Here is a 21,657-nt window from a genome sequence, read left to right as displayed (position 1 = left end):
CGGCCATTTTCTTACTAAATTTTACTATTTTTGTTTACGACAATCCAACGAAAATCAGTGAAATCAACCACCGCAGCAAAGCCTCAGGTTAAGAAAAACGAAACGCCCCTCAATCGCCAGTACAATCAGATTAAAGCCAAATACCCCGGTGCGTTGCTCCTCTTCCGTGTCGGTGATTTCTACGAAACCTTCGGTGAAGATGCCGTTCGGGCCAGCAAAATTCTGGGTATTACTCTAACCAAACGCAACAACGGCGGAGCTAACGAAGAACTTGCCGGTTTTCCGCACCACTCCCTCGATACACACTTGCCTAAACTCGTTCGGGCGGGCGAACGCGTAGCCATCTGCGATCAGCTGGAAGACCCTTCGGTAGCTAAAGGCATTGTTCGGCGGGGTGTTACGGAGCTGGTAACGCCCGGCGTTTCGTTCAACGATAACGTACTCGATACCCGGCGCAATAATTACCTGGCCGCCGTGCATTTCGGTAAGGCAGATGACACGTTTGGTATCTCGTTTCTGGATATTTCGACGGGCGAGTTTCTGGCTTCTCAGGGAAATTCGGCTTACGTGGATAAACTGCTTCAAAGTTTCAATCCGTCGGAGGTTTTGTATTGCAAACGCAACCGGCAGGAGTTCGGGAGCTTGTTCGGCGATAAGTTTCATACCTACACGCTCGAAGACTGGGCCTTTACCTATGATTTTGGCTACAACTTTCTAAAGCAGCATTTTCAGACCACCTCGCTCAAAGGGTTCGGCATTGAGGGAATGCCCGATGGCATCATTGCGGCCGGGGTTATTCTACACTACCTCAATGAAACGGAACATAAAGACCTTCAGCACATCACCCGCGTTACCCGGCTTGAAGAAGACCGGTACGTGTGGCTCGATCGCTTCACCATCCGCAACCTCGAACTGACAGCCGCCCAGCAGGAGGGAGGGGTGCCCTTGATCCAGATTCTCGACCAGACGGTAACGCCCATGGGTGCCCGCCTGCTTCGGAAATGGCTCAGCTTGCCGCTCAAAGAAAAAGCACTGATCGACGAGCGGCTCAACATGGTCGAGTTGCTGGTTGACGATATTGATCTAGCCGATACCCTGGTGCATCACCTGCGGCAGATTGGTGATTTGGAACGACTGGTTTCCAAAGTAGCCGTTCGGCGGATCAGCCCCCGTGAGTTGCTGCAACTAAAACGGTCGCTGCAACACGTGCTTCCCATCAAGGAGCTACTGATCACGGCTCTGAGTCAAAATGAGTCGGCATCCTTAAAAAAATATGCCGATCAGCTCAACCCGGTAGCTTTTCTGCTCGATCGCATTGAAGCAGAACTCCGCGAGGATCCGCCGGCATTGTCCAATCAGGGCGGTATAATCAAGTCGGGCATTAACGCCGAACTGGACGAGCTGACCGCCATTGCCTATACCGGAAAAGATTACCTGTTGCAGTTGCAGGAGCGCGAAGTGCAGCGAACGGGTATTACGTCGCTCAAAATAGCCTACAACAAAGTATTCGGCTATTATCTGGAGGTAACCCACGCGCATAAAAACCGGGTACCGGAGGACTGGATTCGCAAGCAGACGCTGGTGAATGCAGAGCGATACATAACCCCCGAACTCAAAGAATACGAAGACAAGATTTTGAACGCCGAGGAACAGATCTTTCAGATCGAAGCCCGGATGTTCAATGAACTGGTCATTGCCGCTGGCGAGTATGTTGGCGCCATTCAGCAAAATGCCCGCGTATTGTCGGTGCTCGACGTGCTGGCTTCGTTTGGCCGAGTGGCCGTCAAGAACAAGTACGTTCGCCCACAGATCAACGAAAGCAAAGTATTAAACATCAAAGACGGGCGACATGCCGTGATTGAGCAGCAGCTGCCCCCCGGCGAGCCTTACATTCCCAATGATGTTTATTTAGACGATGAGACGCAGCAGATCATCATCATTACCGGGCCAAACATGGCGGGTAAGTCGGCGCTGTTGCGGCAAACGGCCCTGATTGTCCTGATGGCACAGTCAGGGAGTTTCGTGCCGGCATCGTCGGCCGAAATCGGTATTGTCGATAAGATCTTTACCCGTGTGGGCGCCAGTGACAACCTGTCGAGGGGCGAAAGCACGTTCATGGTCGAGATGACCGAAACGGCAAGTATTCTCAATAACCTGAGCGAGCGAAGCCTGATTTTGATGGACGAAATCGGCCGGGGAACGAGTACCTACGATGGGGTGTCAATTGCCTGGTCCATTACGGAATACCTGCACAACAAAACGGACTGCCGCCCCAAAACGCTCTTTGCTACGCACTACCACGAACTGAACGACCTGGCAACGGACAACCCCCGCATCAAGAATTTCAACGTGTCGGTGAAAGAGCTGGGCAACAAAGTGATTTTTCTGCGGAAGCTGAAAGAAGGTGGTTCGGAGCATAGTTTCGGTATTCACGTAGCGCAAATGGCGGGTATGCCCGCCCAGATCGTGAGCCGGGCCAACGAGATTCTGAAGCAGCTGGAGTCGTCGCACAATCGCGAAACGAACAAAGAGAAGATCCGGGAGGCTGTGCCTCAGGAGCGGGAACTAGCCCTGCGCATCATCGAATCCGGCGACCCGAAATCCGAAGCTATCAAAGAAAAGTTACGATCCATTGATGTGAACCGTCTAACACCCATCGAGGCTCTTCTGAAGTTGAATGAGCTGCTGAAAATGGCGGAGTGATTTTAATGTAAACAACAACAAATAAAAAATGGAACTGAACGTATTAACAGCCCCCCTCACCGTACACGAGATTGAGTGGCGGGTGCAAAGCCAGACCAAAGACGGCCAGAAGATCGTCGTTGTGCCGTACATCACCAACCGCTGCGTCATGCAGCGCTTCGATGACCAGTTTGGCTGGGCAGGCTGGCAGAATGAGATCAAGGAAATTGAAGGTGGTTTTCTCTGCACGATCACGGCCGTTTTACCCGGTGGCGAAATCGTTCGCAAAACCGATGGGGCCAGCCGTACGAGCGTGGAACCCGTTAAGGGGGGGATCAGCGACGCCATGAAACGGTGCGCGGTACAGTTCGGTCTGGGGCGGGCGTTGTATGATTTTCCGAAAGTACTCGTCGAAACAACCGATAAGTACATCCCCAACTGGGCCACCCCGCTGCTTGATAAAATGGTCGAGAAAATAAACGCGGGTGGTACCGTGCGCGATGTCGTCGTGCTGAAACCTGAGCACGCTAAACCAACCGCAAAAGCCGCTTAGACATGTAAGATGTATGCTATAAGATGTAGGATGACTTTATACATCCTACATCTTATAGCATACATCACTTACTACTTCCCATAGCGGCTGGTCCGGCCATGCCCTGAGAAAGACCCAGTAATTTATCACTGAGTGTTTGAATCGCTTTTTTGTAGCGCGCTTCCAGATCGGGCAGGTTCGCCGTTGATTTAAGCGACGCTTCGTATAGCAACCCCGGCAGCATCCAGGATGCGTAGCCGCTGTTTGGGTCTGACGACGCGTAAAGCGACTTATACCACCCGCCAAAAGCGTTTCCCTTTGGGTCGATGAATGCCCGTTCCAGCAGACGTAATTCTTTATTCAACTCCACCAGCTTATCCGTACGCCCCGTTTTCAGGTAGTTCTCTCTGGCGAGTTCGCACGCATCAGCGTTCTTTTTCAGATCGGCTACTACGTTGAGGAGCGGATTGATCGAGTACGTTGGCGCGTAGGCCTGAATGGCTCGTTCGGCCGCTTTCAGGTGAACCGCCAGATCAGTTGGATACCGGGCAATGTCGTACGGTACCAGGTCAGCGTTGGCCAGCCGCATGGTCATGGTGCCCACAACCTGTTCCATCATCGGACCCATCTTATACGTTGGATCAGCAAATTTGTCGTAGAAATACAAATCGTCATACTGCGAATGGTAGAGGGTCGGGCCTTCCATACCGGCACTTAACGACGGAATCCCGATGTGCATGTAAGGGGCAATATGATCTGAGCCACCGCCCAGATTACCAATGGTTGGCTCACCGGCTACCATGGCGGGGGCCGACGAACCGGTTACGCGGGTTGGATTTCCCACCGCCGATTTACCCATCCAGTGCTGATAAACCGTTTTGTTGGAATCGGGATATTGCACTGCCTGGGTAGCTTCAATAATCAGTTTTTTCATGGAAGGTGACGCACTTGCCCCGAACGTCCGTCCCGAAACAGCGGCATCGTAATTCATATACGCGACGGCCTTCTGCGACAGTTCATCACGGAACTGCTCGCTCCATTCGGCTGAGCCAATTACACCCGGCTCTTCGGCATCCCAATGGCATACCTTAATGGTCCGACGGGGGCGCTGACCGGCTTTGGCCAATTTGCCCATCGTTTCGGTCATACTCAGCAACATAGCGGTGCCCGAGTTGGGATCGGTGGCACCGTACGACCACGCATCGTAGTGGCAACCGGCAATGATCCACTCGTCGGGAAACTCGGACCCCGTCAGTGTACCGACAACCTGATAAATGCGCTGAATCGTTTTCTCCTGCTTTACCATCAGTCGAACTTTCAACGCGGGACCGCCCTCCAGCCGATAGGTGTACGGAAGGCCGCCCTGCCAACCGGCAGGAACGGATCTAATCCCCGTCATGCGTTTCAGAATTTCAGTTGCTGAACCGTAGGGCAGAGGGGTTACGGGTATCTTGTGCAGACCAACGGCATTCTGGTCGAGCCGTTTGGGGGTGTTCTTGGCGTCCATCGGTAAAGCCGCTTCGCCGGGGGTGAGGGGATCGCCCGTGTAGGGCGTCGTTAGCAGCGAGCCACGCTGAATGACGCTTTCGCTGTAATACGGGCCTTCGGGAAAGGTCAGTCCACGCATGTAGCCACTGTCGGCCGGATCGGTGAAGATAATAACGCCAACGGCACCATCGGCCTGGGCAAACTGGGCTTTATAGCCCCGGAAATTTCCTCCGTAGCGAGCCAGCACTATTTTGCCTTTAACCGAAATGCCCATCGCTTTTAACTGTTCGAAATCTTCTTTCCGACCATAATTGGCGTACACAACTTCAGCGGTGACGTCGCCCGAACCCGACCAGGCATTATAGCCGGGAGTGAGTCGCGGGTCGCTGCTGTATTTATCTTCCTTAAACAGAAACTCCCGGATGTTGAGCGGTTGGCGAATGGGTTCCACCACTTCAACCGCAATTTCGCCGGGGCCTTTGGGCAGTAGTACGTCGTGCGGGTAAATATCGACCTGCCAACCTGCCTTGCGCATGGTTTCGGCGATGTAGTCCCGCACCTGCTCGTTCTCCTTCGAGCCCGTCAGGTGCGGGACACTACTGAGCTTTTCGAGATGGGCTTTGAAAGCAGCAGTCGATTGCTTGGCTTTGAATTCGCTTTCGAGTTTAACCTGCGCGGCTTGCCGGGCGGGCACAAAGCCACTGAGGGCAGGTGTTGAACTCGATTGAGCCTGAGCGGTGGCTACACCAAATGCCAGAAAAAGCATTCGGCAGGCAGTTTTAATAGGGAGAGGTTGTTGCATGAGAACCAGGTTGTCTAATTCTCAAATATCGGAATTCACTTTGGTAAAAAGCAGAAATAGCCAGTGAATAGTTGGTCTATAAAAAAAGAGCCGCAATGTATTGCGGCTCTTTTTTTATAGAAAGGGTGTCAATTACTTGGGCATGGCGAAAATGGTCGAATCTACCTTAGGGTTGAATACTATATTCGACAATGTCATGGTAATGGCAGCGGGCATAGCCGGGCTGTTAAGTTCAACGGTGGACGGAATGGTTAATCCCTCAATCGTTTTATAATTGCCATACTGCGATTTAATTTCACCACTCTGGCCCTGAACACTGATAGTGGCTCTGCTACCCGCCAGTTGATACGTGGCTGCATCGACATAGTAATTGACAACGCCTTCGGGGCGGGTTACTTTCAGGTTAAAGACGTCCTTGTCATTCAGCTTTTCCTTCCCGACCAGTTCAACCGGGTATTTGTTGGTTTTAGCAGTAGCTAATTCAGTACCAATGATATACGTGTTAGCCTTCTGCAGTTTTACCTGATCGTCCGGAAGGGTCTGGGCGCTGGAGGAACCGGCCATGGGATTAATGGCCCAGCCTTTGTCACCATCAACTACCTGCGTCATCTGCTGGCCCATGACCGATATGTCTGTCCGGGATGACTGGCCAATGATAGTTGTTACTTTGCCCTTCATGTCCATTCCCATAACGCTCATGCTCTGCTCGAACTGAACCGTTTTTACGGCAGCTAATTTGTCGGCACCGCCCAGGGCAGTAACGTTTTTATTGATCACTTCGTCGGCTGTCTGGGCAAAGGATAAAGCCGGAATGGCCACAAGTGCCAAAAGGGTAATGAGTTGCTTTTTCATGCAAAATGATTAGTCAGATAGTTCGTAAAGTTACTGAACCTGCCTTGTATAACGTGTAGCAAGTTGCAGTATGGATAAAAAGATTAAAATTCATTTTTGCTCCATCGGTAACTTTCGGGGGTAATCGGCTTGCAGGGCTGACGGGTGTTCGTTACCTTCATTGGCTTAAACTTTAACTACTTATTCTACGATGCTGTCAACGACCCGCGTCAAGCTGTCCGTCATGATGTTCCTCCAGTTTTTTGTGTGGGGCGCCTGGTACGGACAAGTAACAAAATATCTTGAAACACAACTCCATGCTACTGGCATACAGCAGGGAGCCGCTTTTGCGACTTTTTCAATTGCTATGCTCATCGCCCCGTTCTTTGTAGGAATGATTGCTGACCGTTATTTCGCGGCCCAAAAAGTACTGGGAATACTGAATTTGGTGGGAGCTGTTATTCTCTATTTTCTCATTCAGGTTAATGATGCAGACCAGTTTTTCTGGGTACTGTTGGTGTACTGCCTGACGTTTGCGCCAACGCTGGCCCTTACCTCATCTATTGCCATGCAGCAGATGAAGAGCCCCGAAAAAGAATTTCCGGGTATTCGGGTATTAGGCACTGTTTCATGGATCATTGTCACAAACATAGTCGGCTATTATGGCTTTGGCGATAAAGTGACCATCTTTCAATTGTCAATGTATTCGGCAGTTGTACTTGGTATATTCTCTTTTTTTCTGCCCGATACTCCACCAAAGGCCACTGTGTCTACATCTGTTACCCAGATTCTGGGATTAGATGCATTCAAATTATTTAAAGATCGGTCGTTTGCTATTTTCTTTCTGTCATCGGTACTTATCTGTATTCCCCTCTCTTTCTATTACGCCATGGCCAACCCCTCGCTAACCGATGGTGGTATGCAGAATGTGGAGAACAAAATGTCGCTGGGGCAGGCATCCGAAGTGATTTTTATGCTGTTGATTCCGCTGGCTTATACGCGTCTGGGTGTTAAGAAAATGCTGATCGTGGGTCTGGTGGCCTGGATTGTCCGGTTTATCTGCTTTGGCTATGGCGATGGCGGTTCCGGCGAGTGGATGTTGTATCTGGCGATCGTATTACATGGCGTTTGCTACGATTTCTTTTTTGTTACGGGCCAGATTTATACCGACAATAAAGCGGGAGAAAAAATTAAGTCATCGGCACAGGGACTGATTTCACTGGCTACCTATGGCATCGGAATGGGTATTGGCTCTTATCTTTCTGGGGTAGTAAAAGATATGTTCAAGGTTGGAGATACCGTAAACTGGACTAGTTTCTGGCTCGTTCCGGCGGGTATTGCCGCTGCGGTATTGATCGTATTTGTGCTGATGTTCACTGACAAAAAGAAAGCTGTTCCCAATGAGGGTGAACTGGTATCGTAAGTAAAACACACGCAAAGTCGCAAAGGTAAGCGCAAAGAAGGCAGGGGCTACAATGTTATGTCCCTTGCCCTCTTTGCGCTTACCTTTGCGACTTTGCCTTTATACAGCTATGCAACTTATTTCCTACAACATAAACGGCATTCGGGCGGCTATTCGTAATGGCCTGATTGACTGGCTTGCCCAAAACCAGTTTGATATTCTCTGCTTTCAGGAGGTAAAAGCGACGACCGATGTTGTCGACTTATCCGTATTTGAGCAATTGGGCTATCAATACCATTGGCATGCAGCCGAAAAGAAAGGCTATTCTGGGGTAGCGACATTCTCGAAAATAGCCCCAACAAACGTAGTGCTGGGCTGTGGGTTACCCGTTTATGATTGCGAAGGCCGTATCCTTCGTACCGACTTTGGCGATCTGACGCTGCTGAACTGTTATTTTCCATCCGGCACGACCGGCGAGGTTCGACAGGGTGTTAAAATGGAGTTTCTGCGGGATTTCTATCAATTTGTGGAGGAACTGCGAAAAGAGCGGCCAAAGCTTATTGTCGTCGGCGATTACAACATTGCGCATAACGCCATCGATATTCACGACCCGGTTCGCAATAAGAACACAACCGGGTTTCTGCCCGAAGAGCGGGCCTGGATGGATAGCTGGTTTGCCAGCGGCATGACCGACGGATTTCGGTATAAACACCCCGACGATGTAGCGTATAGCTGGTGGAGCTACCGCGCCGGTGCCCGTACCAATAACAAAGGCTGGCGCATCGACTACGCGTCCCTCACCGATAACCTCCGCGATCAGATCATCGACTGCACCATGCTACCCGACGCCGTGCATGCCGATCATTGCCCGGTGTGGTTGTCAATAAGTGAAAGAGCGAAAGAATGAAAGAGTGAATTATAACAAATGGGAGCTTCGCTTACTCACTCTTTCATTCTTTCGCTCTTTCACTCATGTATTTCCTCATTTACAAACCCTACCTCATGCTCTCTCAATTTAGCCGGGAGGGTGATAAGCCGACGCTGGCTGATCTGGATTTCGATTTTCCGACCGATGTATATCCAGTTGGGCGGCTCGATGCGGATAGTGAGGGGTTATTATTGCTAACCAACGATAAACAGCTTAACCACCGTTTGCTGAATCCGAAATTCCGGCACAACCGTACTTATTATGTGCAGGTTGACGGTGCGCTGACGGATGAGGCCTGCCAGCGATTGTCAGAAGGGGTTAAGATTTCGGTCGATGGAAAAGCATACGACACCTTGCCCGGAAAGGCCATCCGTATGGAGGAGCCCGGTTTGCCCGAGCGAAATCCACCTATCCGTTTTCGGGCCAGCATTCCCACCAGTTGGCTATCCATTTCGCTCCACGAAGGTAAAAACCGGCAGGTTCGGAAAATGACGGCGGCCGTAGGATTCCCAACCCTGCGACTGGTGCGCTGGGCCATAGAAGAGTTAACGGCTGAGGGCATGCAACCCGGTGATGTTCGTCAGCTGAGCTACCCTGAACTAAAGCGGGGATTGAAACTCTGAGGTCAGTAATAACTAATAGCCATCTTTGCTCCAGAGGCATCCCTAAACCCTTATAGAATCCCCTCGTCAGCAAAGCTGAAATAGGCTTTGTCGGTAAAAATCAGGTGGTCGAGAACGGGAATATCCAGAAGCCGACCGGCATCTTTTAGCTTGCGGGTTAAATCTTTATCTGCCTGAGAAGGGGCCAGGTTTCCTGATGGATGATTGTGGAAGAGAATCATCGACGAAGCCAGGTGTTCGATAGCCTGTTTGAAAATTAATTTCGGATCAGCGACTGTTCCGGAAACACCTCCTGTGCTGATCTGAACGGGTCGCATGATTTCGTTAGCCCGATTCATCAGCAAAATCCAGAATTCTTCATGGGGCTTATCCATCAGGTGCGGTATCATCTCATTGTAGGCGTCGCGGGAGCAGGTGACGCGCGCGCGTTGTGGGCGATCCTGTTCCTTGCGTCGGCGGCCCAGTTCGAGGGCGGCAATGATGGTAATGGCGCGCGCCTGGCCAATGCCCCGAAACTTTGAGAGGTCTTTAATGCTCAACTTTGCCAGATCATTCAAATTGTTATTAACGCTTTTAAGAATGATTTTAGCTACGTCCACCGCCGTTAGATCGACAGTCCCGGAGTTTAGCAGGATGGCAATCAGTTCAGCCTCAGATAAGGCGGCTTTGCCCTTAAGGGTGAGTTTTTCCCGCGGACGGTCTTCTTCTGCCCAGCTTTGAATCGTGCCGGATGTTGGGTACGACATGCGTATAAGTCAATTGTTGTACTACTTTCGACGACAAAGTGCACAAAAAAACCTTACCCACAAAAAGGTAAGGTTTCGAATGACTCAGTATCTGCCAAAAAATGGTTGATTCGTAGGGTTACTGTTTAATACACAACGTATTGTGTTTTATGAACGACTAACCGGACCAACCACTCGCTACAATTAAGCTTGAGCAGTTTTCAGACCATTTACCAAACGAGCCAGTTTCGACTTGTTGTTAGAGGCCTTGTTTTTATGGATGATGTTACGCTTGGCGAGTTTGTCCAGAGCCGACGAAACAGTCTTGAACAATTCAACGGCCATGGCGTGGTCGGTTGTAAGACGAAGTTTCTTTACCATGTTCCGGGTTGTTACGTTCTGGTAACGGTTCAACAGACGCTTCTTGGCACTCGACCGGATTGCTTTTTTTGATGACTTGTGATTTGCCATTGGTATATAAAATGTGATCGTTGTCTCGATATAAGGGCGCAAAAATAAGAATTTCGGTTGGAACAACCAACTGTTCCAACCGAAATTCTTGATTTACTTCGCTTTACTGACGAATATCAGCGTTGACAGTCAACGTTTTTTCCCAGATAACCTGGTTGTCTTTAACGAATTCTTTGTAAGCCTGGCTGTTCTCAAAAGTTTTTATATCAGCTTCCGACTGAAACGTAAGATAATGCACTACGTCATAGTCTGCAACGGCCTGATTTGGCAAAATTGTCTTGCCTGACGTATAATTAACGATCTGTGGAATTTCGTGCTTTAGGGCTGCAAAACCATTCATATGCTGCTCAACTGCTGCATTTTCAACCCCTTTTTTGAATTTAACACACACAATTTGCTGTTTCTGAGCTTTTCTGGCAGGTGAGTAAGCGCCATAGATTGTTAAAGCAAATGTACAGATCAACACTACAATTAGGGTATATCCCTTGGACTTGGCATTCATGTTATTCGCGATTTGTTATTTTGACCAAATTTTGTTTTGAAATGCATGGTGCTTTAATTGAATAGTTAAACAATTTGTCTGTAAAGTACCATGATTAGTCAAATGTACAAACGTTTTATTTGGTTGCTAATTTTTGTAAATATTTTTTTTGGAAGCTTTGCCTTGGGTAGTGCCAACAAGCTTAAAAAAACTGTCTGTCAAGCCGATAACCGCCAAAAATCAACGCGTAAAAGGGTACCCTTTTCGCAAGGCGTACCTATGGCTAAACACGGGGGGGGGATTGACCATTTAACGGAAGTTGGGCAGGGTGGAGAGCGGCCATTATGGGGCCATCCAGCCGGGGGCGATCCAGCCCGGAGCCATCCAGTCTGGCAGCATCCGCTGTGGGGCTTCTTTGCGCATCAGCAGATAAATCGGCTGGCTGTATTTACGTTGCCGGTTGAGATGATGCCTTTCTTTAAGAAACACGTAAATTTTCTGGCCGATAATGCCGTCAACCCCGACAAGCGTCGCTATGCGGTGATAGGAGAGGCCCCACGCCATTTTATCGATCTGGATGCATATGCCGATACGACAGCCGCAACGCTGCCACGATTTTATAAGGATGCTACAGAACGGTATGGAGAAGACTCACTGGCGCTTCATGGGTTGGTGCCCTGGCAAATTCAACTGACAAAATATCAGTTAACGGAAGCCTTCAGGCAACGCGATGTTCGACGGATTCTGCGCGTTGCCGCTGATCTGGGTCATTACATTGCCGATGCCAACGTTCCCCTTCATACGACCCGTAACTACAATGGACAGTTAACAGGTCAGCAGGGCATTCACGGATTTTGGGAGTCCCGCTTGCCCGAGTTATTCAGTACGGAGTATGATTTCCTGACCGGACAGGCCGAGTACATATATTCACCGCAGAAAGCGGCCTGGCGTGCGGTTTTCAATGCCAATGCGGCTCTGGACTCTGTGCTGCGGGTGGAACAGCTACTAACCCAAGAAATAGGCGAAACCCGGAAGTTCGGCTTTGAGGAGCGGAATGGTATTACGACTAAAGTTTATTCGGCCGATTTCTCGAAACAGTACCATGACCGTTTGCGGGGGCAGGTCGAACGCCAGATGCGGGCATCCGTAAAAATGGTGGGCGATTTCTGGTATACCTGCTGGGTCGATGCCGGGCAGCCCGATATGAGGGCCCTGGCTAACTATCAGCTTACCGATCAGGAGCAGAAAGAAGATGCCGAAGAAAAGAAAGGCTGGCTGAAGCGGTTGTTTAAGGTGAGGGAGGAATAGTAATCTGAACCGGGATTTATGGGATTTTTATGATTAACATGATTTTGTTGGTTTACCCAGTAATTAGAAAATCATATTAATCATAAAAATCTCATAAATCCCGGTTCAGACTACACCGCTAATTTTTTCATATACTCAGCGTCGTTCTTCAGGCTCACCATCGGCGATTCAGCATACTCTTCCTGCTCGACGAGGAAGTACTTAATGCCGCTGTCCATGGCAACGCGCAGCGTTTTCTTGAAATCGACGTTGCCTTTGCCCAGGTCATTTTGTACTGGCTTGCCCGCTTGAACCGTGTAGTCCTTCACATGGCATAACTCATACCGTTTGCCGTACTTTTTGAGGTGCTCGGCTGTGTTCACGCCAGCCACGTCGATCCAGCACAGGTCCAGCTCGAACATCACGTTCTTAGGGTCGGTGTTGGCCAGCAGGTATTCTTGGGGAAGTTTGCCATCAAGGGGCCGGAATGAATAATCGTGGTTGTGGTACCCGAATTTCAGGCCCGCCTTGCTGACTTCTTCACCCGCTTTGTTGAACATGTCGGCAATTTTTTTCCAGTCGTCCCAGGTTTTCTGGGGCCCAATATAAGGGCAAAGCAAATACGTTAACCCGGCACCGTGGGCCATCTCAATGCTCTTCTTCAGGCCATCAGGCTTTTCCATGTCGCCCCGGAAGTTAAAGTGCGTGCTCACCATTTTCACGCCCAGACCATCCAAAAACGACTTCATTTCTTTGGGTTCCAGACCCCACAAAAAGCCCTGCGCCCCGCTGAAGCTCTCGAATTGTTTGTAGCCCATGTTGGCTAACTGTGTCATGATGCCCTTTGGGTCTTTCGGCAGCACATCACGCGCACTGTAGAGTTGAACACCAAACGGATTGATCAGTTTGGCGGGTGCGTTTGCCAAAAGATTGGTTTGGCTGAGGGTCAAGGCGCCGGCGGTCAATAAGCCGGACTGTTTTAGAAAACTGCGTCGTTGCATGGTTGGTAAAAGTTTGCTGGTTAAAAACGTAAATATGGAGTGCTTCTACGCAAAACGGCCAAAAATATTTTATGCAGCCCAACTCTTGCCCTGTTTAACAGAGGGGTTAGACAATGAGAAAGAACAGTGGTGTATCTTTGTGGTCTTTCTTGACTACGAATGACGTTCTCTAAATTATATCTGCAAGCCGGACGCGACGAACCTCTCCGGCGATTTCACCCCTGGGTATTCTCCCGTGCTATTAGTCGCTACGAGGGGAATCTGGCCGACGGAGACGTGGTCGAAGTATTTGACAGCAAAAAAAACTACCTCGCCACCGGGCATTACCACGACGGAAGTATTGCGGTACGTGTGTTTTCGTTCGCAGCTACGGCTGGCGGACCCGTTACACCTGATTTGCCCTACTGGACGAAAAAGCTGGCTCACATCCGAACGGTACGGCAGGCCATCGTTACCAGCGACCGGGATGCTGGACCAACCAACTGCTACCGGCTTGTTCATGGGGAGGGCGACGGCTGTACGGGCCTGATTCTGGACATGTACAACGGCGTCATTGTGCTGCAGGCACACTCCATTGGAATGCACCGGGAGCGGGATACCATCACCGAAGCATTGAAAGCTGTTTTTGGGCATGAACTAAAGGCCGTATACGACAAAAGCGCTGATACCCTCCCCGACGAATACGGTGCTACCGTGACGAACAGCTATCTGTATGGACGAACGCCGGTTCCGCATCCGGTACAGGAGAATGGCAATACCTTTCTGGTCGACTGGATAACGGGACAGAAAACAGGTTTCTTCCTGGATCAACGCGATAACCGGGCACTGTTAGCCAGGTACGCAAAGGGTAAACAGGTGCTGAATGCGTTCTGCTATTCGGGTGGGTTTTCGGTGTACGGGCTCAAAGCAGAGGCTAAATCCGTTCATTCAGTCGATGTTTCTCAAAAAGCTATCGACCTGACCAATCAAAATATTACCGCTAATTTCGGGGAGAATGAGGAGCGACACCAGGCGTTTGCCGACGATGTGATGCATTACCTGAAAAATCATGATCAGGTCTATGATATTGTCGTGCTGGACCCGCCTGCTTACGCCAAAAGCCAATCGGCGCGGCACCGGGCTGTTCAGGGCTACAAGCGTCTGAATGCCGAGGGATTACGCCGGGTTGCCAAAGGGGGGCTATTATTTACCTTCTCCTGCTCGCAGGTGGTAGACCGTGAGTTATTTTATAATACGATTGTAGCAGCTGCCATTGAGGCCGGTCGCCAGGTGCGCGTATTGCATCATCTGAGTCAGCCCGCCGATCACCCGGTTAGCCTGTTCCACCCCGAAGGCGGATATCTGAAAGGGTTAGTGTTGTGGGTTGAATAAAAAAAAGAATGGGAAGGAGAGGAATGAGTCAGAGGGCCTCTTTTTGACGCTTAACGAAATGCTTGAAAAGAGTGTTACGCTAAAACAATAGACTAAGAACGCACTTTAATTGCTGATTTAGGCTAACATTAATTGCTTTCCGCTAATTTTGGGACTCAACCGCTTCGGCGACCCGACCCGGCGGTTCGGCAAGTCCTTTCGTATAACCCGATTACATACATAGCTAATTATGGCTGAATTAATCCGAATGCCCAAAATGAGCGACACAATGACCGAAGGCGTCATTGCGGAGTGGCACAAAAAAGTGGGCGATAAAGTAAAGTCCGGCGACGTACTGGCCGAAGTTGAAACCGATAAAGCGACCATGGACCTCGAAGCATACGACGAGGGTACATTGCTCTATATTGGTGTCGAAAAGGGCGCTTCTGTTCCGGTAGATGGCGTTTTGGCCGTTATCGGTGCGGATGGTGAAGATTATAAAGCCGTGCTCAACGGATCGAGTGGAGGAAGCCAGGAGGCCGCACCAGCTCCTAAGCCAGAGCCAGCCCCTGCACCAGCCAATAGCGTAAGTAGCGAAGCCGCAACGACGCTGCCCGATGCAAAAGCGGTTTCAGCAGCTCCCGCAGAAAACGTCAATGCGTCGATTATTCGGATGCCGAAAATGAGCGATACCATGACGGAGGGTACCATTGTGGCGTGGCATAAAAAAGAAGGCGATACCGTGAAATCGGGTGATGTGCTGGCCGAAGTCGAAACCGACAAAGCGACCATGGACCTCGAAGCCTATGAAGAAGGAACATTACTGTATATAGGAGTAAAAGAAGGTTCATCCGTTGCGGTCGACGAAGTCATTGCCGTCGTGGGTGAAAAAGGTGCCAACTTTAAAGTGCTGCTGGATGGTGGCAGCGCGGCTCCTGCTCCGGCAGCTACCGGGCAGGGTGGAAGTGCAACGGCAGAGCAGAATCCGCAAGCCAGTTTGCCCGCCAATGCGGATACGGATCTGTCGTATGCCGGTGGCGAAGGCGATGCGGTTAGCTCGAACGGTCGGGTAAAAGCTTCTCCGCTGGCCAAACGGATTGCCGAAGAGAAAGGTATTAATCTGGCACAGGTGCAGGGTAGCGGTCCGGAAGGGCGCATCGTGAAAAGCGATGTTGAATCGTTTGTTCCGGGCAAAGCAGCCCCGGCCGCTCAGCCAGCAGCCCCTGTAGCGCAACCAGCCGCAGCGGCAACGCCGGCGCCCGCTCCGGCACCAACACCCGCCGCAACCTCCGTTGGGGGAGACTATGAAGATGTTCCGGTTAGCCAGATGCGCAAAACCATTGCCCGTCGACTAAGCGAGAGTCTGTTTACCGCTCCGCATTTCTACCTGACCATGGAGATCACCATGGACAAGGCGATGGAACTGCGCGGTACGGTTAATGGCATCAGCCCGGTTAAAGTTTCCTTCAACGATTTCGTGATCAAGGCAGCTGCTCTGGCGCTGAAACAACACCCGAATGTCAACTCATCCTGGCTGGGCGACAAGATCCGCAAATACAAGTATGTAAACATCGGTGTCGCGGTGGCGGTCGATGAGGGCTTGCTGGTACCCGTGGTGCGGAATGCCGATCAGAAGACGCTGTCGACCATTTCGGGCGAAGTGAAAGATCTGGCAGGTAAAGCCAAGGACAAGAAGCTCCAGCCGAAAGACTGGGAGGGGAGCACGTTCTCAATCTCGAACCTCGGTATGTTCGGTATCGAAGAGTTCACGGCCATCATTAACCCGCCCGATTCATGTATTTTGGCTGTAGGTGGTATTAAGCAGACCGTGAAATTTGAAGGCGACATTGCTAAACCAACGAACGTCATGAAAGTAACCCTTTCCTGCGACCACCGCGTGGTAGACGGCGCTACCGGCGCTTCGTTCCTGCAAACGTTCAAACAACTGCTCGAAGATCCGATGCGGATGTTGGTATAAGTTTGAGGAGAAAAGGGAGGAGGGTAGGAAAGGGAGATAGGTAGCGCATTGCTGTTGCCTTCTCCCTTTCCTACCCTCCTCCCTTTTCTCCTTTTTGCTTAAAAAGAAAGCCCATCCTGATTATCAGGATGGGCTTTCTTTTTAAGCAAAAAAATTAGATCGTTGCGGGTTCCATAGCGCCCTGCAGCTTTTGCTCCAGTACGTTTTTGGGAACGGCACCAATTACTTTATCGACCAACTGTCCGTTTTTAAATATCATCAGGGTTGGGATGCTGCGGATACCAAATTTGGCAGGTACCTGGGCGTTTTGGTCAACGTCCATTTTCGCTACAATGGCTTTGCCTTCGTATTCACCGGCCAGTTGCTCAACAACGGGTCCGATCATTTTACAAGGACCGCACCACTCGGCCCAGAAATCTACTAAAACGGGTTTGTCAGAATTTATAAGATCGTTGAAGTTCGCGTCGGTTGCTTCTACGGCATGTGTTCCTGCTGCCATGACTGAAATGAGTTTATTTGTTGAACTTGTTTCATGCACATAAACCGTTTTCCGGGCGATTAGTTCCGGGTTTATACGTCAGCCTGCCAGATGGGACAGGTCGGCGGTTGCTTTCGTGAACAAGAGCGATTCCAGAACGTGGCATGAGCGGGGCAACGCCTTTACCGTCGTGCTTTGACATTTATTTAGGCAATGGTCACGACGTAGAGGGCCGGGCCGTATCCTCACTAAACAGCGATCAAAAAAGACACATGTCGTATCATTTGTTTGTCAAGATGCGACTCAATAGTGCGTCACAAAGCTTATGGCTTTGCCAACTCTCAACGTCTACTAACTCCCTATGGTTACCGATAAGAAAAGTGATGCGTCCAGCATAACCCCGAAGCAATTCGTTAATACATCGACCCAATTAGAACACCATATACCTTTGCTGTCCGGCCAGTTGTCGAACGGCGGCCTGGACATTGTCTGTTTTTCTCATTTGCGATGGGATTTCGTCTACCAGCGTCCCCAGCACCTGTTAAGCCGAGCTGGCAAACAGGGGCGGGTATGGTATGTTGAAGAGCCAAAATGGCACGACACACTCCACCTTGACATTCGATCGGTATCCGAGAACATCCGGGTGGTAGTACCTCATTTGCCGCATGGAACAGACCATGAGACTGCTATCCGGCTTCAGCGCCAGTTGGTGAGTCAACTGCTCGATCAGGAGAATATCCGAAACTTTATCAGTTGGTATTATACGCCAATGGCGATGCAGTTTACCGACCACCTGAAGCCTCAACTGACTATCTATGATTGTATGGATGAGCTGTCGGCGTTCAAGGGTGCTTCACCGCAGTTGCTGGATCAGGAAAAACGATTGCTTTCCCGTGCTGATATGGTCTTTACCGGCGGCTATAGCCTGTATGAGGCCAAGCTTTCCCGACACGAACATGTGTTTGCTTTCCCAAGCTGTATCGACTATCAACATTTTGTCCGGGCCCGTCACAAGATGCCCGACCCGGCCGATCAGCAACATCTGGTTGGCCCCCGAATTGGATATAGTGGTGTTATCGACGAGCGTATAGACCTCGACTTACTCGGAGAATTAGCCGGGCGTTTGCCAAACTGGCAGTTTGTCCTTCTTGGGCCGGTAGTGAAAATAGATCCTGCCTCGTTGCCCCAGGGCCCAAATCTGCATTATCTGGGCATGAAAGATTATCAGGAATTACCTGCTTACTTCAGCAACTGGGATGCGGCCCTGATGCCCTTCGCCATTAATGAAGCAACCCGGTATATCAGTCCAACCAAAACGCCGGAATATCTGGCGGCCGGTCTGCCGGTAGTGTCAACGCCTATTCGCGATGTAAAACGTACCTATGGCGGTTGGGATCAGGTACTGGTGGCCGATTCAGCCTCCGTCATTGAAAATGCGCTTGACCAGATGATTCGGTATGCCGCTACGTCAGACAGAACAGCTTTGGACGCATTTCTTCAGGAACAGTCGTGGGACAATACCTGGCAGCAGATGCACAAGCTTCTCGTTGGGCAACTTAACTATGCTGCACTGAAGTAGAATTTAGGGAGAAACCAACAGAGAGGGGTGTACAAACGTTGCCTATTCATGATAGGGCGTTTGTACACCCCTCTCTGTTGGCTCAATATGGTATGACATATGCTGGTTATGATCCCTTTGGGAGTTGCTGCCTTGCAGCGCTGCCCCTGAAAAGTCATGCATGCGGAGCGAATGGACTTAAGCCGTAGCGTTTACAGGCTCAATAAATAGTTGCCGGATACTTGGTTCGGCAGTCTGAATCGCTTCTCTGATACGGCTTATTCCCTGAGTAAGCTCCTCCTGAGTGATCCCGGGCGTAAATACCACCCGCTGAATGAGAACAACATCATTGGCCCCCATCTGGAAAGTTAATGTTTGCACCGCTTTTTCCACGACAGAGTCGGCTTCGGTGAGTGCTACCGTCTGTTGAACAATCGCCGGGTCGGCCCCTTCGCCCATGAGCAGACTACGGCTTTCGTGAGCCAGTAACAGGGCTACCGCCGTCAGCAGAATGCCGATCAGTATCGATGCCGCTCCATCCAGATACGGGTTATTCAACTGATGGCCAAGGAATACCCCGAGGAAGGCAATGATCAACCCCAGCACGTCGGAGCCATCTTCAAACAGCACGACAAACGTAGCGGGGTCTTTGCTGGCTTTCACCGCCGACCAAAATGGCTGATCACCGCGCTGGGCATTAAACGCCTTGAAGGCGGTAATCAGCGAGTAGCCGTCTAAGAGAAAAGCAATGCCCAGGACAATGTAATTCCAGTGCGGGCTCTCAATCGGTTCGGGGTGGCGGATGTGGCTGACACCCTCGTAAAAGGAAACGCCCCCGCCAACGGCGAAGATCAACAGCGATACGACATACGACCAGAAATACAGTTCTCGTCCATAACCGAAAGGGCGTTTGGCATCCGCTGGTTTCTGGCTCCGTTTTAGCCCCAACAGCAACAACACTTCGTTCAGCGTGTCGACCAGGGAGTGAATGCCTTCCGAAACCATAGCCGAACTTCCGGTTACGCCAGCCGCTATGAATTTTGTCAGTGCGATAATCAGATTAGCCCCCAGGGCGGTATAAATTGCTGTTTTAGACGATGCCATGCTGGTTCAACCTTTTTAGAATCAGCTATGTTTTCCGCTGTGGGCATACGTCCGTTTAGAACTGGGGTGAATTGGCTAAATAAGCATTATAAAGCAGAAGGTTTATTCATCGACTGACCTGTTAATGGCCGAATCCTGAATAAACATCGACCGGCGGGAAGCCATTTCCCGGGCAACATGTGCTGCGTTTGCATCACCGGTCTGATGAAGTTCTGTTATGATATTACTGTAATTTTTATCGTCGCGGTTCTGGCTCAATTTAGCGGCTCCCTGTAGGGTATCGAGCGTCATACGGAAGGCAACAACGCCCCGCATTTCCTTCCGGACATAAGCTTCTGTCATGCTGTCGACAGATACCGGGCATTTGGAGCGTGCCTCATATGTATCGACTTGCTGCCGTAAAAAGTCCAGTGTCTCATCGTCAGATAGTAAGCTCGTACGACCCGTAACCTGAACGGACAGGTAATTCCAGGTGGGTACATTCACATGATCGTACCACGAGGAGGATATATAGCTGTGAGCCCCCGAGAAAACAGCGAGTGCAGGCTTGTTGTCACCCAATAGCTTTGCTTGCGGGTTGGCTTTTGCCATATGCCCAACCAGATGAAACTGACCGTCAGGTGTGGGCAACAGTTCAATTGGCAGATGGGTGGCTACCGGAACGCCATCATGGCCCGTTGTGACGAGCAATGCAAAGGAGTTATCCCGGATAAATTGCAAAAGTGTGGGCTGGTCAGTTACCTGAAAGGTTTTGGGGACGTACATAGTAGTCGAGTTATTGAAATGGAGTGGTCCTATTCGGCTAAAAAAAGAACCATTTGTACTTCATCGTGGTAGGTGCCCTCATCGTAAAGTGAATTTTTTTCCAGGGCGAATGTTCGAAATCCAACTTTCTCATATTGTCGCTTAGCCACCTCGTTTGTCGATGCGCATGTTAGATTGATCTGCTTCATGTGGGGAAGCAAACGCGCACGTCGAATGGTTTCTTCCAGCAGCATTCGGCCAAGACCCTTTCCTGCGTGGGCGGGTGCCACATACATGCGGAAAAGCAATCCTTTATGCCTGATTTTTTCGCGGGTTTGCCCTTCGCGCTGAAAACTCACCACCCCCGCCAACTCGTCGGAGTCCGTAAGTAGGCCCAGCGTGAAACTGTCAGGTAAGCCCTGCGTTGGGAAAGGCTCATTCAACTGATCGTTCGGGCTGATGCGAAAGTAGTTTCGGAAAGCTGTTAACCCCGTCAGTATAAATGTCTGATAATCGTAATTTTTCTCAGCCGTTAGGTCAACGAGTCTCATGCAAGGTAGTCGGGTAAAGGAATAGGTTCATCGCCCTCTTTGGGTATGGGTGTCAGGCGCACTGTTTTCATCGGAACCACACCGGCCCAGGTGGGTAAATGCTCGTCTTCGGGATCATCACCCGGTCCACCGGTCCGAACTTTAGCCGATGCTTCGACCAGTGAAAAGGCCAGCACGGTTGTTTTCCGCATCTCGCTGTCGGTGGTTGGGCGAAGGTCGTTCCATCGGCCGGGGATGAGGTGGTCTGTTATGAGGGCCAGCGCGTCCATTCGTTCGGTTTCATCGGTCACTTTTTCGGCATTGGCAAAGATCACTACCGAGCGGTAATTGACGGAGTGGTGAAAGGCCGATTTCGCCAGCACCAGCCCATCCGTCAGCATAACGGAAATACAGACGGGTATTCCCTGCTCAATGGCCCGGATAAAATGGCTGCCTACCGAACCGTGAATATACAATTTATCCCCTTTTCGGGCGAAAGCAGTTGGAATCGCCATCGGCTGGCCGTCGACGGCATAGCTGACGGTACAGAAAAGCGCTTCATCCAGAATAGGATGGATGGTAGCTTCGTCATAATGAGCTCGTTTGGCTAAACGACTGGGCGTAGTGCGGGCAGTTTGCATGGAATTACTTGCTTTTTGTTC

At 50.5% G+C, this 21,657-nt stretch carries 20 protein-coding genes; 9 read left to right on the top strand and 11 right to left on the bottom strand.

Annotation, left to right across the window (positions count from 1 at the left end; genetic code table 11):
* Nucleotides 1-57 precede the first annotated feature (57 nt).
* Nucleotides 58-2,703: a DNA mismatch repair protein MutS gene (gene mutS / locus ACYVK4_RS21195; protein WP_461129520.1), complete on the top strand. Its 2,646-nt coding sequence runs from the start codon at nucleotides 58-60 to the stop codon at nucleotides 2,701-2,703.
* Between the two features lie 28 nt (nucleotides 2,704-2,731).
* A complete protein-coding gene (locus tag ACYVK4_RS21190) occupies nucleotides 2,732-3,235 on the top strand; it encodes a Rad52/Rad22 family DNA repair protein (protein ID WP_461129519.1) in 504 nt (167 codons plus the stop codon).
* Between the two features lie 64 nt (nucleotides 3,236-3,299).
* Here the strand turns inward: ACYVK4_RS21190 and ACYVK4_RS21185 are convergent, their stop codons facing one another.
* Nucleotides 3,300-5,504, bottom strand: coding sequence for a M28 family peptidase (locus ACYVK4_RS21185; protein ID WP_461129518.1), 2,205 nt, complete (start codon nucleotides 5,502-5,504; stop codon nucleotides 3,300-3,302).
* A 132-nt stretch (nucleotides 5,505-5,636) separates the two neighbouring features.
* On the bottom strand, nucleotides 5,637-6,356 hold the full coding sequence (locus tag ACYVK4_RS21180) for a DUF4292 domain-containing protein (RefSeq protein ID WP_461129517.1): 720 nt from the start codon (nucleotides 6,354-6,356) through the stop codon (nucleotides 5,637-5,639).
* A gap of 190 nt (nucleotides 6,357-6,546) precedes the next feature.
* Here ACYVK4_RS21180 and ACYVK4_RS21175 point away from each other — a divergent pair, with 190 nt between their 5' ends.
* From ACYVK4_RS21175 to ACYVK4_RS21165, 3 genes are all read left to right on the top strand, one after another.
* Nucleotides 6,547-7,758 carry a nucleoside permease gene (locus ACYVK4_RS21175; RefSeq protein ID WP_461129516.1) on the top strand — a complete coding sequence of 404 codons (1,212 nt, stop codon included), beginning with the start codon at nucleotides 6,547-6,549 and terminating at the stop codon, nucleotides 7,756-7,758.
* Nucleotides 7,759-7,867: 109 nt separating this feature from the next.
* The gene (locus ACYVK4_RS21170) at nucleotides 7,868-8,644 is read left to right on the top strand and encodes an exodeoxyribonuclease III (protein WP_461129515.1); all 777 of its coding nucleotides are present in this window, start codon (nucleotides 7,868-7,870) and stop codon (nucleotides 8,642-8,644) included.
* Nucleotides 8,645-8,709: 65 nt separating this feature from the next.
* Complete coding sequence (locus ACYVK4_RS21165) at nucleotides 8,710-9,288, top strand: pseudouridine synthase (RefSeq protein WP_461129514.1); 579 nt, start codon at nucleotides 8,710-8,712, stop codon at nucleotides 9,286-9,288.
* Nucleotides 9,289-9,338: 50 nt separating this feature from the next.
* Here ACYVK4_RS21165 and radC read toward each other — a convergent pair whose 3' ends face one another.
* The 3 genes from radC to ACYVK4_RS21150 form a co-directional block, all read right to left on the bottom strand.
* The gene (gene radC, locus ACYVK4_RS21160; RefSeq protein WP_461129513.1) at nucleotides 9,339-10,034 is read right to left on the bottom strand and encodes a RadC family protein; all 696 of its coding nucleotides are present in this window, start codon (nucleotides 10,032-10,034) and stop codon (nucleotides 9,339-9,341) included.
* 183 nt (nucleotides 10,035-10,217) lie between these two features.
* Nucleotides 10,218-10,484, bottom strand: a complete 267-nt coding sequence (gene rpsT / locus ACYVK4_RS21155) for a 30S ribosomal protein S20 (RefSeq protein WP_461129512.1) — start codon at nucleotides 10,482-10,484, stop codon at nucleotides 10,218-10,220.
* Nucleotides 10,485-10,587: 103 nt separating this feature from the next.
* Nucleotides 10,588-10,986 carry a Dabb family protein gene (locus ACYVK4_RS21150; protein WP_461129511.1) on the bottom strand — a complete coding sequence of 133 codons (399 nt, stop codon included), beginning with the start codon at nucleotides 10,984-10,986 and terminating at the stop codon, nucleotides 10,588-10,590.
* A 258-nt stretch (nucleotides 10,987-11,244) separates the two neighbouring features.
* Here ACYVK4_RS21150 and ACYVK4_RS21145 point away from each other — a divergent pair, with 258 nt between their 5' ends.
* Nucleotides 11,245-12,273, top strand: coding sequence for a zinc dependent phospholipase C family protein (locus ACYVK4_RS21145; protein WP_461129510.1), 1,029 nt, complete (start codon nucleotides 11,245-11,247; stop codon nucleotides 12,271-12,273).
* 110 nt (nucleotides 12,274-12,383) lie between these two features.
* Here the strand turns inward: ACYVK4_RS21145 and ACYVK4_RS21140 are convergent, their stop codons facing one another.
* Complete coding sequence (locus ACYVK4_RS21140) at nucleotides 12,384-13,253, bottom strand: sugar phosphate isomerase/epimerase family protein (protein ID WP_461129509.1); 870 nt, start codon at nucleotides 13,251-13,253, stop codon at nucleotides 12,384-12,386.
* A 159-nt stretch (nucleotides 13,254-13,412) separates the two neighbouring features.
* Between ACYVK4_RS21140 and ACYVK4_RS21135 the strand changes: the two genes are divergently transcribed.
* Together ACYVK4_RS21135 and ACYVK4_RS21130 are read left to right on the top strand one after the other, a co-directional pair.
* Complete coding sequence (locus ACYVK4_RS21135) at nucleotides 13,413-14,624, top strand: class I SAM-dependent rRNA methyltransferase (RefSeq protein WP_461129508.1); 1,212 nt, start codon at nucleotides 13,413-13,415, stop codon at nucleotides 14,622-14,624.
* A gap of 229 nt (nucleotides 14,625-14,853) precedes the next feature.
* Nucleotides 14,854-16,581 carry a pyruvate dehydrogenase complex dihydrolipoamide acetyltransferase gene (locus ACYVK4_RS21130; protein WP_461129507.1) on the top strand — a complete coding sequence of 576 codons (1,728 nt, stop codon included), beginning with the start codon at nucleotides 14,854-14,856 and terminating at the stop codon, nucleotides 16,579-16,581.
* Between the two features lie 154 nt (nucleotides 16,582-16,735).
* Here ACYVK4_RS21130 and trxA read toward each other — a convergent pair whose 3' ends face one another.
* Complete coding sequence (gene trxA / locus ACYVK4_RS21125) at nucleotides 16,736-17,080, bottom strand: thioredoxin (RefSeq protein WP_461129506.1); 345 nt, start codon at nucleotides 17,078-17,080, stop codon at nucleotides 16,736-16,738.
* Between the two features lie 340 nt (nucleotides 17,081-17,420).
* Between trxA and ACYVK4_RS21120 the strand changes: the two genes are divergently transcribed.
* Nucleotides 17,421-18,638 carry a glycosyltransferase family 1 protein gene (locus tag ACYVK4_RS21120; RefSeq protein WP_461129505.1) on the top strand — a complete coding sequence of 406 codons (1,218 nt, stop codon included), beginning with the start codon at nucleotides 17,421-17,423 and terminating at the stop codon, nucleotides 18,636-18,638.
* 177 nt (nucleotides 18,639-18,815) lie between these two features.
* Here ACYVK4_RS21120 and ACYVK4_RS21115 read toward each other — a convergent pair whose 3' ends face one another.
* The 4 genes from ACYVK4_RS21115 to ACYVK4_RS21100 all read right to left on the bottom strand — a co-directional run bounded on the left by ACYVK4_RS21115 (nucleotide 18,816) and on the right by ACYVK4_RS21100 (nucleotide 21,636).
* Nucleotides 18,816-19,721 (bottom strand): cation diffusion facilitator family transporter, encoded by a 906-nt coding sequence (locus ACYVK4_RS21115; RefSeq protein WP_461129504.1) that lies wholly within the window; start codon nucleotides 19,719-19,721, stop codon nucleotides 18,816-18,818.
* A gap of 102 nt (nucleotides 19,722-19,823) precedes the next feature.
* Nucleotides 19,824-20,486 carry an FMN-binding negative transcriptional regulator gene (locus ACYVK4_RS21110; protein ID WP_461129503.1) on the bottom strand — a complete coding sequence of 221 codons (663 nt, stop codon included), beginning with the start codon at nucleotides 20,484-20,486 and terminating at the stop codon, nucleotides 19,824-19,826.
* Nucleotides 20,487-20,515: 29 nt separating this feature from the next.
* Nucleotides 20,516-21,016: a GNAT family N-acetyltransferase gene (locus tag ACYVK4_RS21105; protein WP_461129502.1), complete on the bottom strand. Its 501-nt coding sequence runs from the start codon at nucleotides 21,014-21,016 to the stop codon at nucleotides 20,516-20,518.
* Entirely contained in the window at nucleotides 21,013-21,636 is a 624-nt protein-coding gene (locus ACYVK4_RS21100) for a pyridoxamine 5'-phosphate oxidase family protein (RefSeq protein ID WP_461129501.1), read from the bottom strand. The genes ACYVK4_RS21105 and ACYVK4_RS21100 overlap by 4 nt, the downstream gene beginning before the upstream one ends.
* Between the last annotated feature and the right edge of the window lie 21 nt (nucleotides 21,637-21,657).

This window comes from Spirosoma aerophilum, assembly GCF_054782495.1.
Note: the sequence above shows the minus strand (reverse complement) of the source record. Positions and strands in the feature narration are given on the sequence as shown.

Bases quoted from the DNA above. Each gene is read 5' to 3' on its own strand.
- ACYVK4_RS21105 (WP_461129502.1), bottom strand. From the start codon at position 21,016: ATGAGACTCGTTGACCTAACGGCTGAGAAAAATTACGATTATCAGACA.
- radC (WP_461129513.1), bottom strand. From the start codon at position 10,034: ATGTCGTACCCAACATCCGGCACGATTCAAAGCTGGGCAGAAGAAGAC.
- rpsT (WP_461129512.1), bottom strand. From the start codon at position 10,484: ATGGCAAATCACAAGTCATCAAAAAAAGCAATCCGGTCGAGTGCCAAG.
- ACYVK4_RS21135 (WP_461129508.1), top strand. From the start codon at position 13,413: ATGACGTTCTCTAAATTATATCTGCAAGCCGGACGCGACGAACCTCTC.
- ACYVK4_RS21165 (WP_461129514.1), top strand. From the start codon at position 8,710: ATGTATTTCCTCATTTACAAACCCTACCTCATGCTCTCTCAATTTAGC.
- ACYVK4_RS21185 (WP_461129518.1), bottom strand. From the start codon at position 5,504: ATGCAACAACCTCTCCCTATTAAAACTGCCTGCCGAATGCTTTTTCTG.
- trxA (WP_461129506.1), bottom strand. From the start codon at position 17,080: ATGGCAGCAGGAACACATGCCGTAGAAGCAACCGACGCGAACTTCAAC.
- ACYVK4_RS21180 (WP_461129517.1), bottom strand. From the start codon at position 6,356: ATGAAAAAGCAACTCATTACCCTTTTGGCACTTGTGGCCATTCCGGCT.
- ACYVK4_RS21145 (WP_461129510.1), top strand. From the start codon at position 11,245: ATGGCTAAACACGGGGGGGGGATTGACCATTTAACGGAAGTTGGGCAG.
- ACYVK4_RS21110 (WP_461129503.1), bottom strand. From the start codon at position 20,486: ATGTACGTCCCCAAAACCTTTCAGGTAACTGACCAGCCCACACTTTTG.
- ACYVK4_RS21115 (WP_461129504.1), bottom strand. From the start codon at position 19,721: ATGGCATCGTCTAAAACAGCAATTTATACCGCCCTGGGGGCTAATCTG.
- ACYVK4_RS21100 (WP_461129501.1), bottom strand. From the start codon at position 21,636: ATGCAAACTGCCCGCACTACGCCCAGTCGTTTAGCCAAACGAGCTCAT.
- ACYVK4_RS21170 (WP_461129515.1), top strand. From the start codon at position 7,868: ATGCAACTTATTTCCTACAACATAAACGGCATTCGGGCGGCTATTCGT.
- ACYVK4_RS21190 (WP_461129519.1), top strand. From the start codon at position 2,732: ATGGAACTGAACGTATTAACAGCCCCCCTCACCGTACACGAGATTGAG.
- ACYVK4_RS21120 (WP_461129505.1), top strand. From the start codon at position 17,421: ATGGTTACCGATAAGAAAAGTGATGCGTCCAGCATAACCCCGAAGCAA.
- ACYVK4_RS21130 (WP_461129507.1), top strand. From the start codon at position 14,854: ATGGCTGAATTAATCCGAATGCCCAAAATGAGCGACACAATGACCGAA.
- ACYVK4_RS21140 (WP_461129509.1), bottom strand. From the start codon at position 13,253: ATGCAACGACGCAGTTTTCTAAAACAGTCCGGCTTATTGACCGCCGGC.
- ACYVK4_RS21175 (WP_461129516.1), top strand. From the start codon at position 6,547: ATGCTGTCAACGACCCGCGTCAAGCTGTCCGTCATGATGTTCCTCCAG.
- ACYVK4_RS21150 (WP_461129511.1), bottom strand. From the start codon at position 10,986: ATGAATGCCAAGTCCAAGGGATATACCCTAATTGTAGTGTTGATCTGT.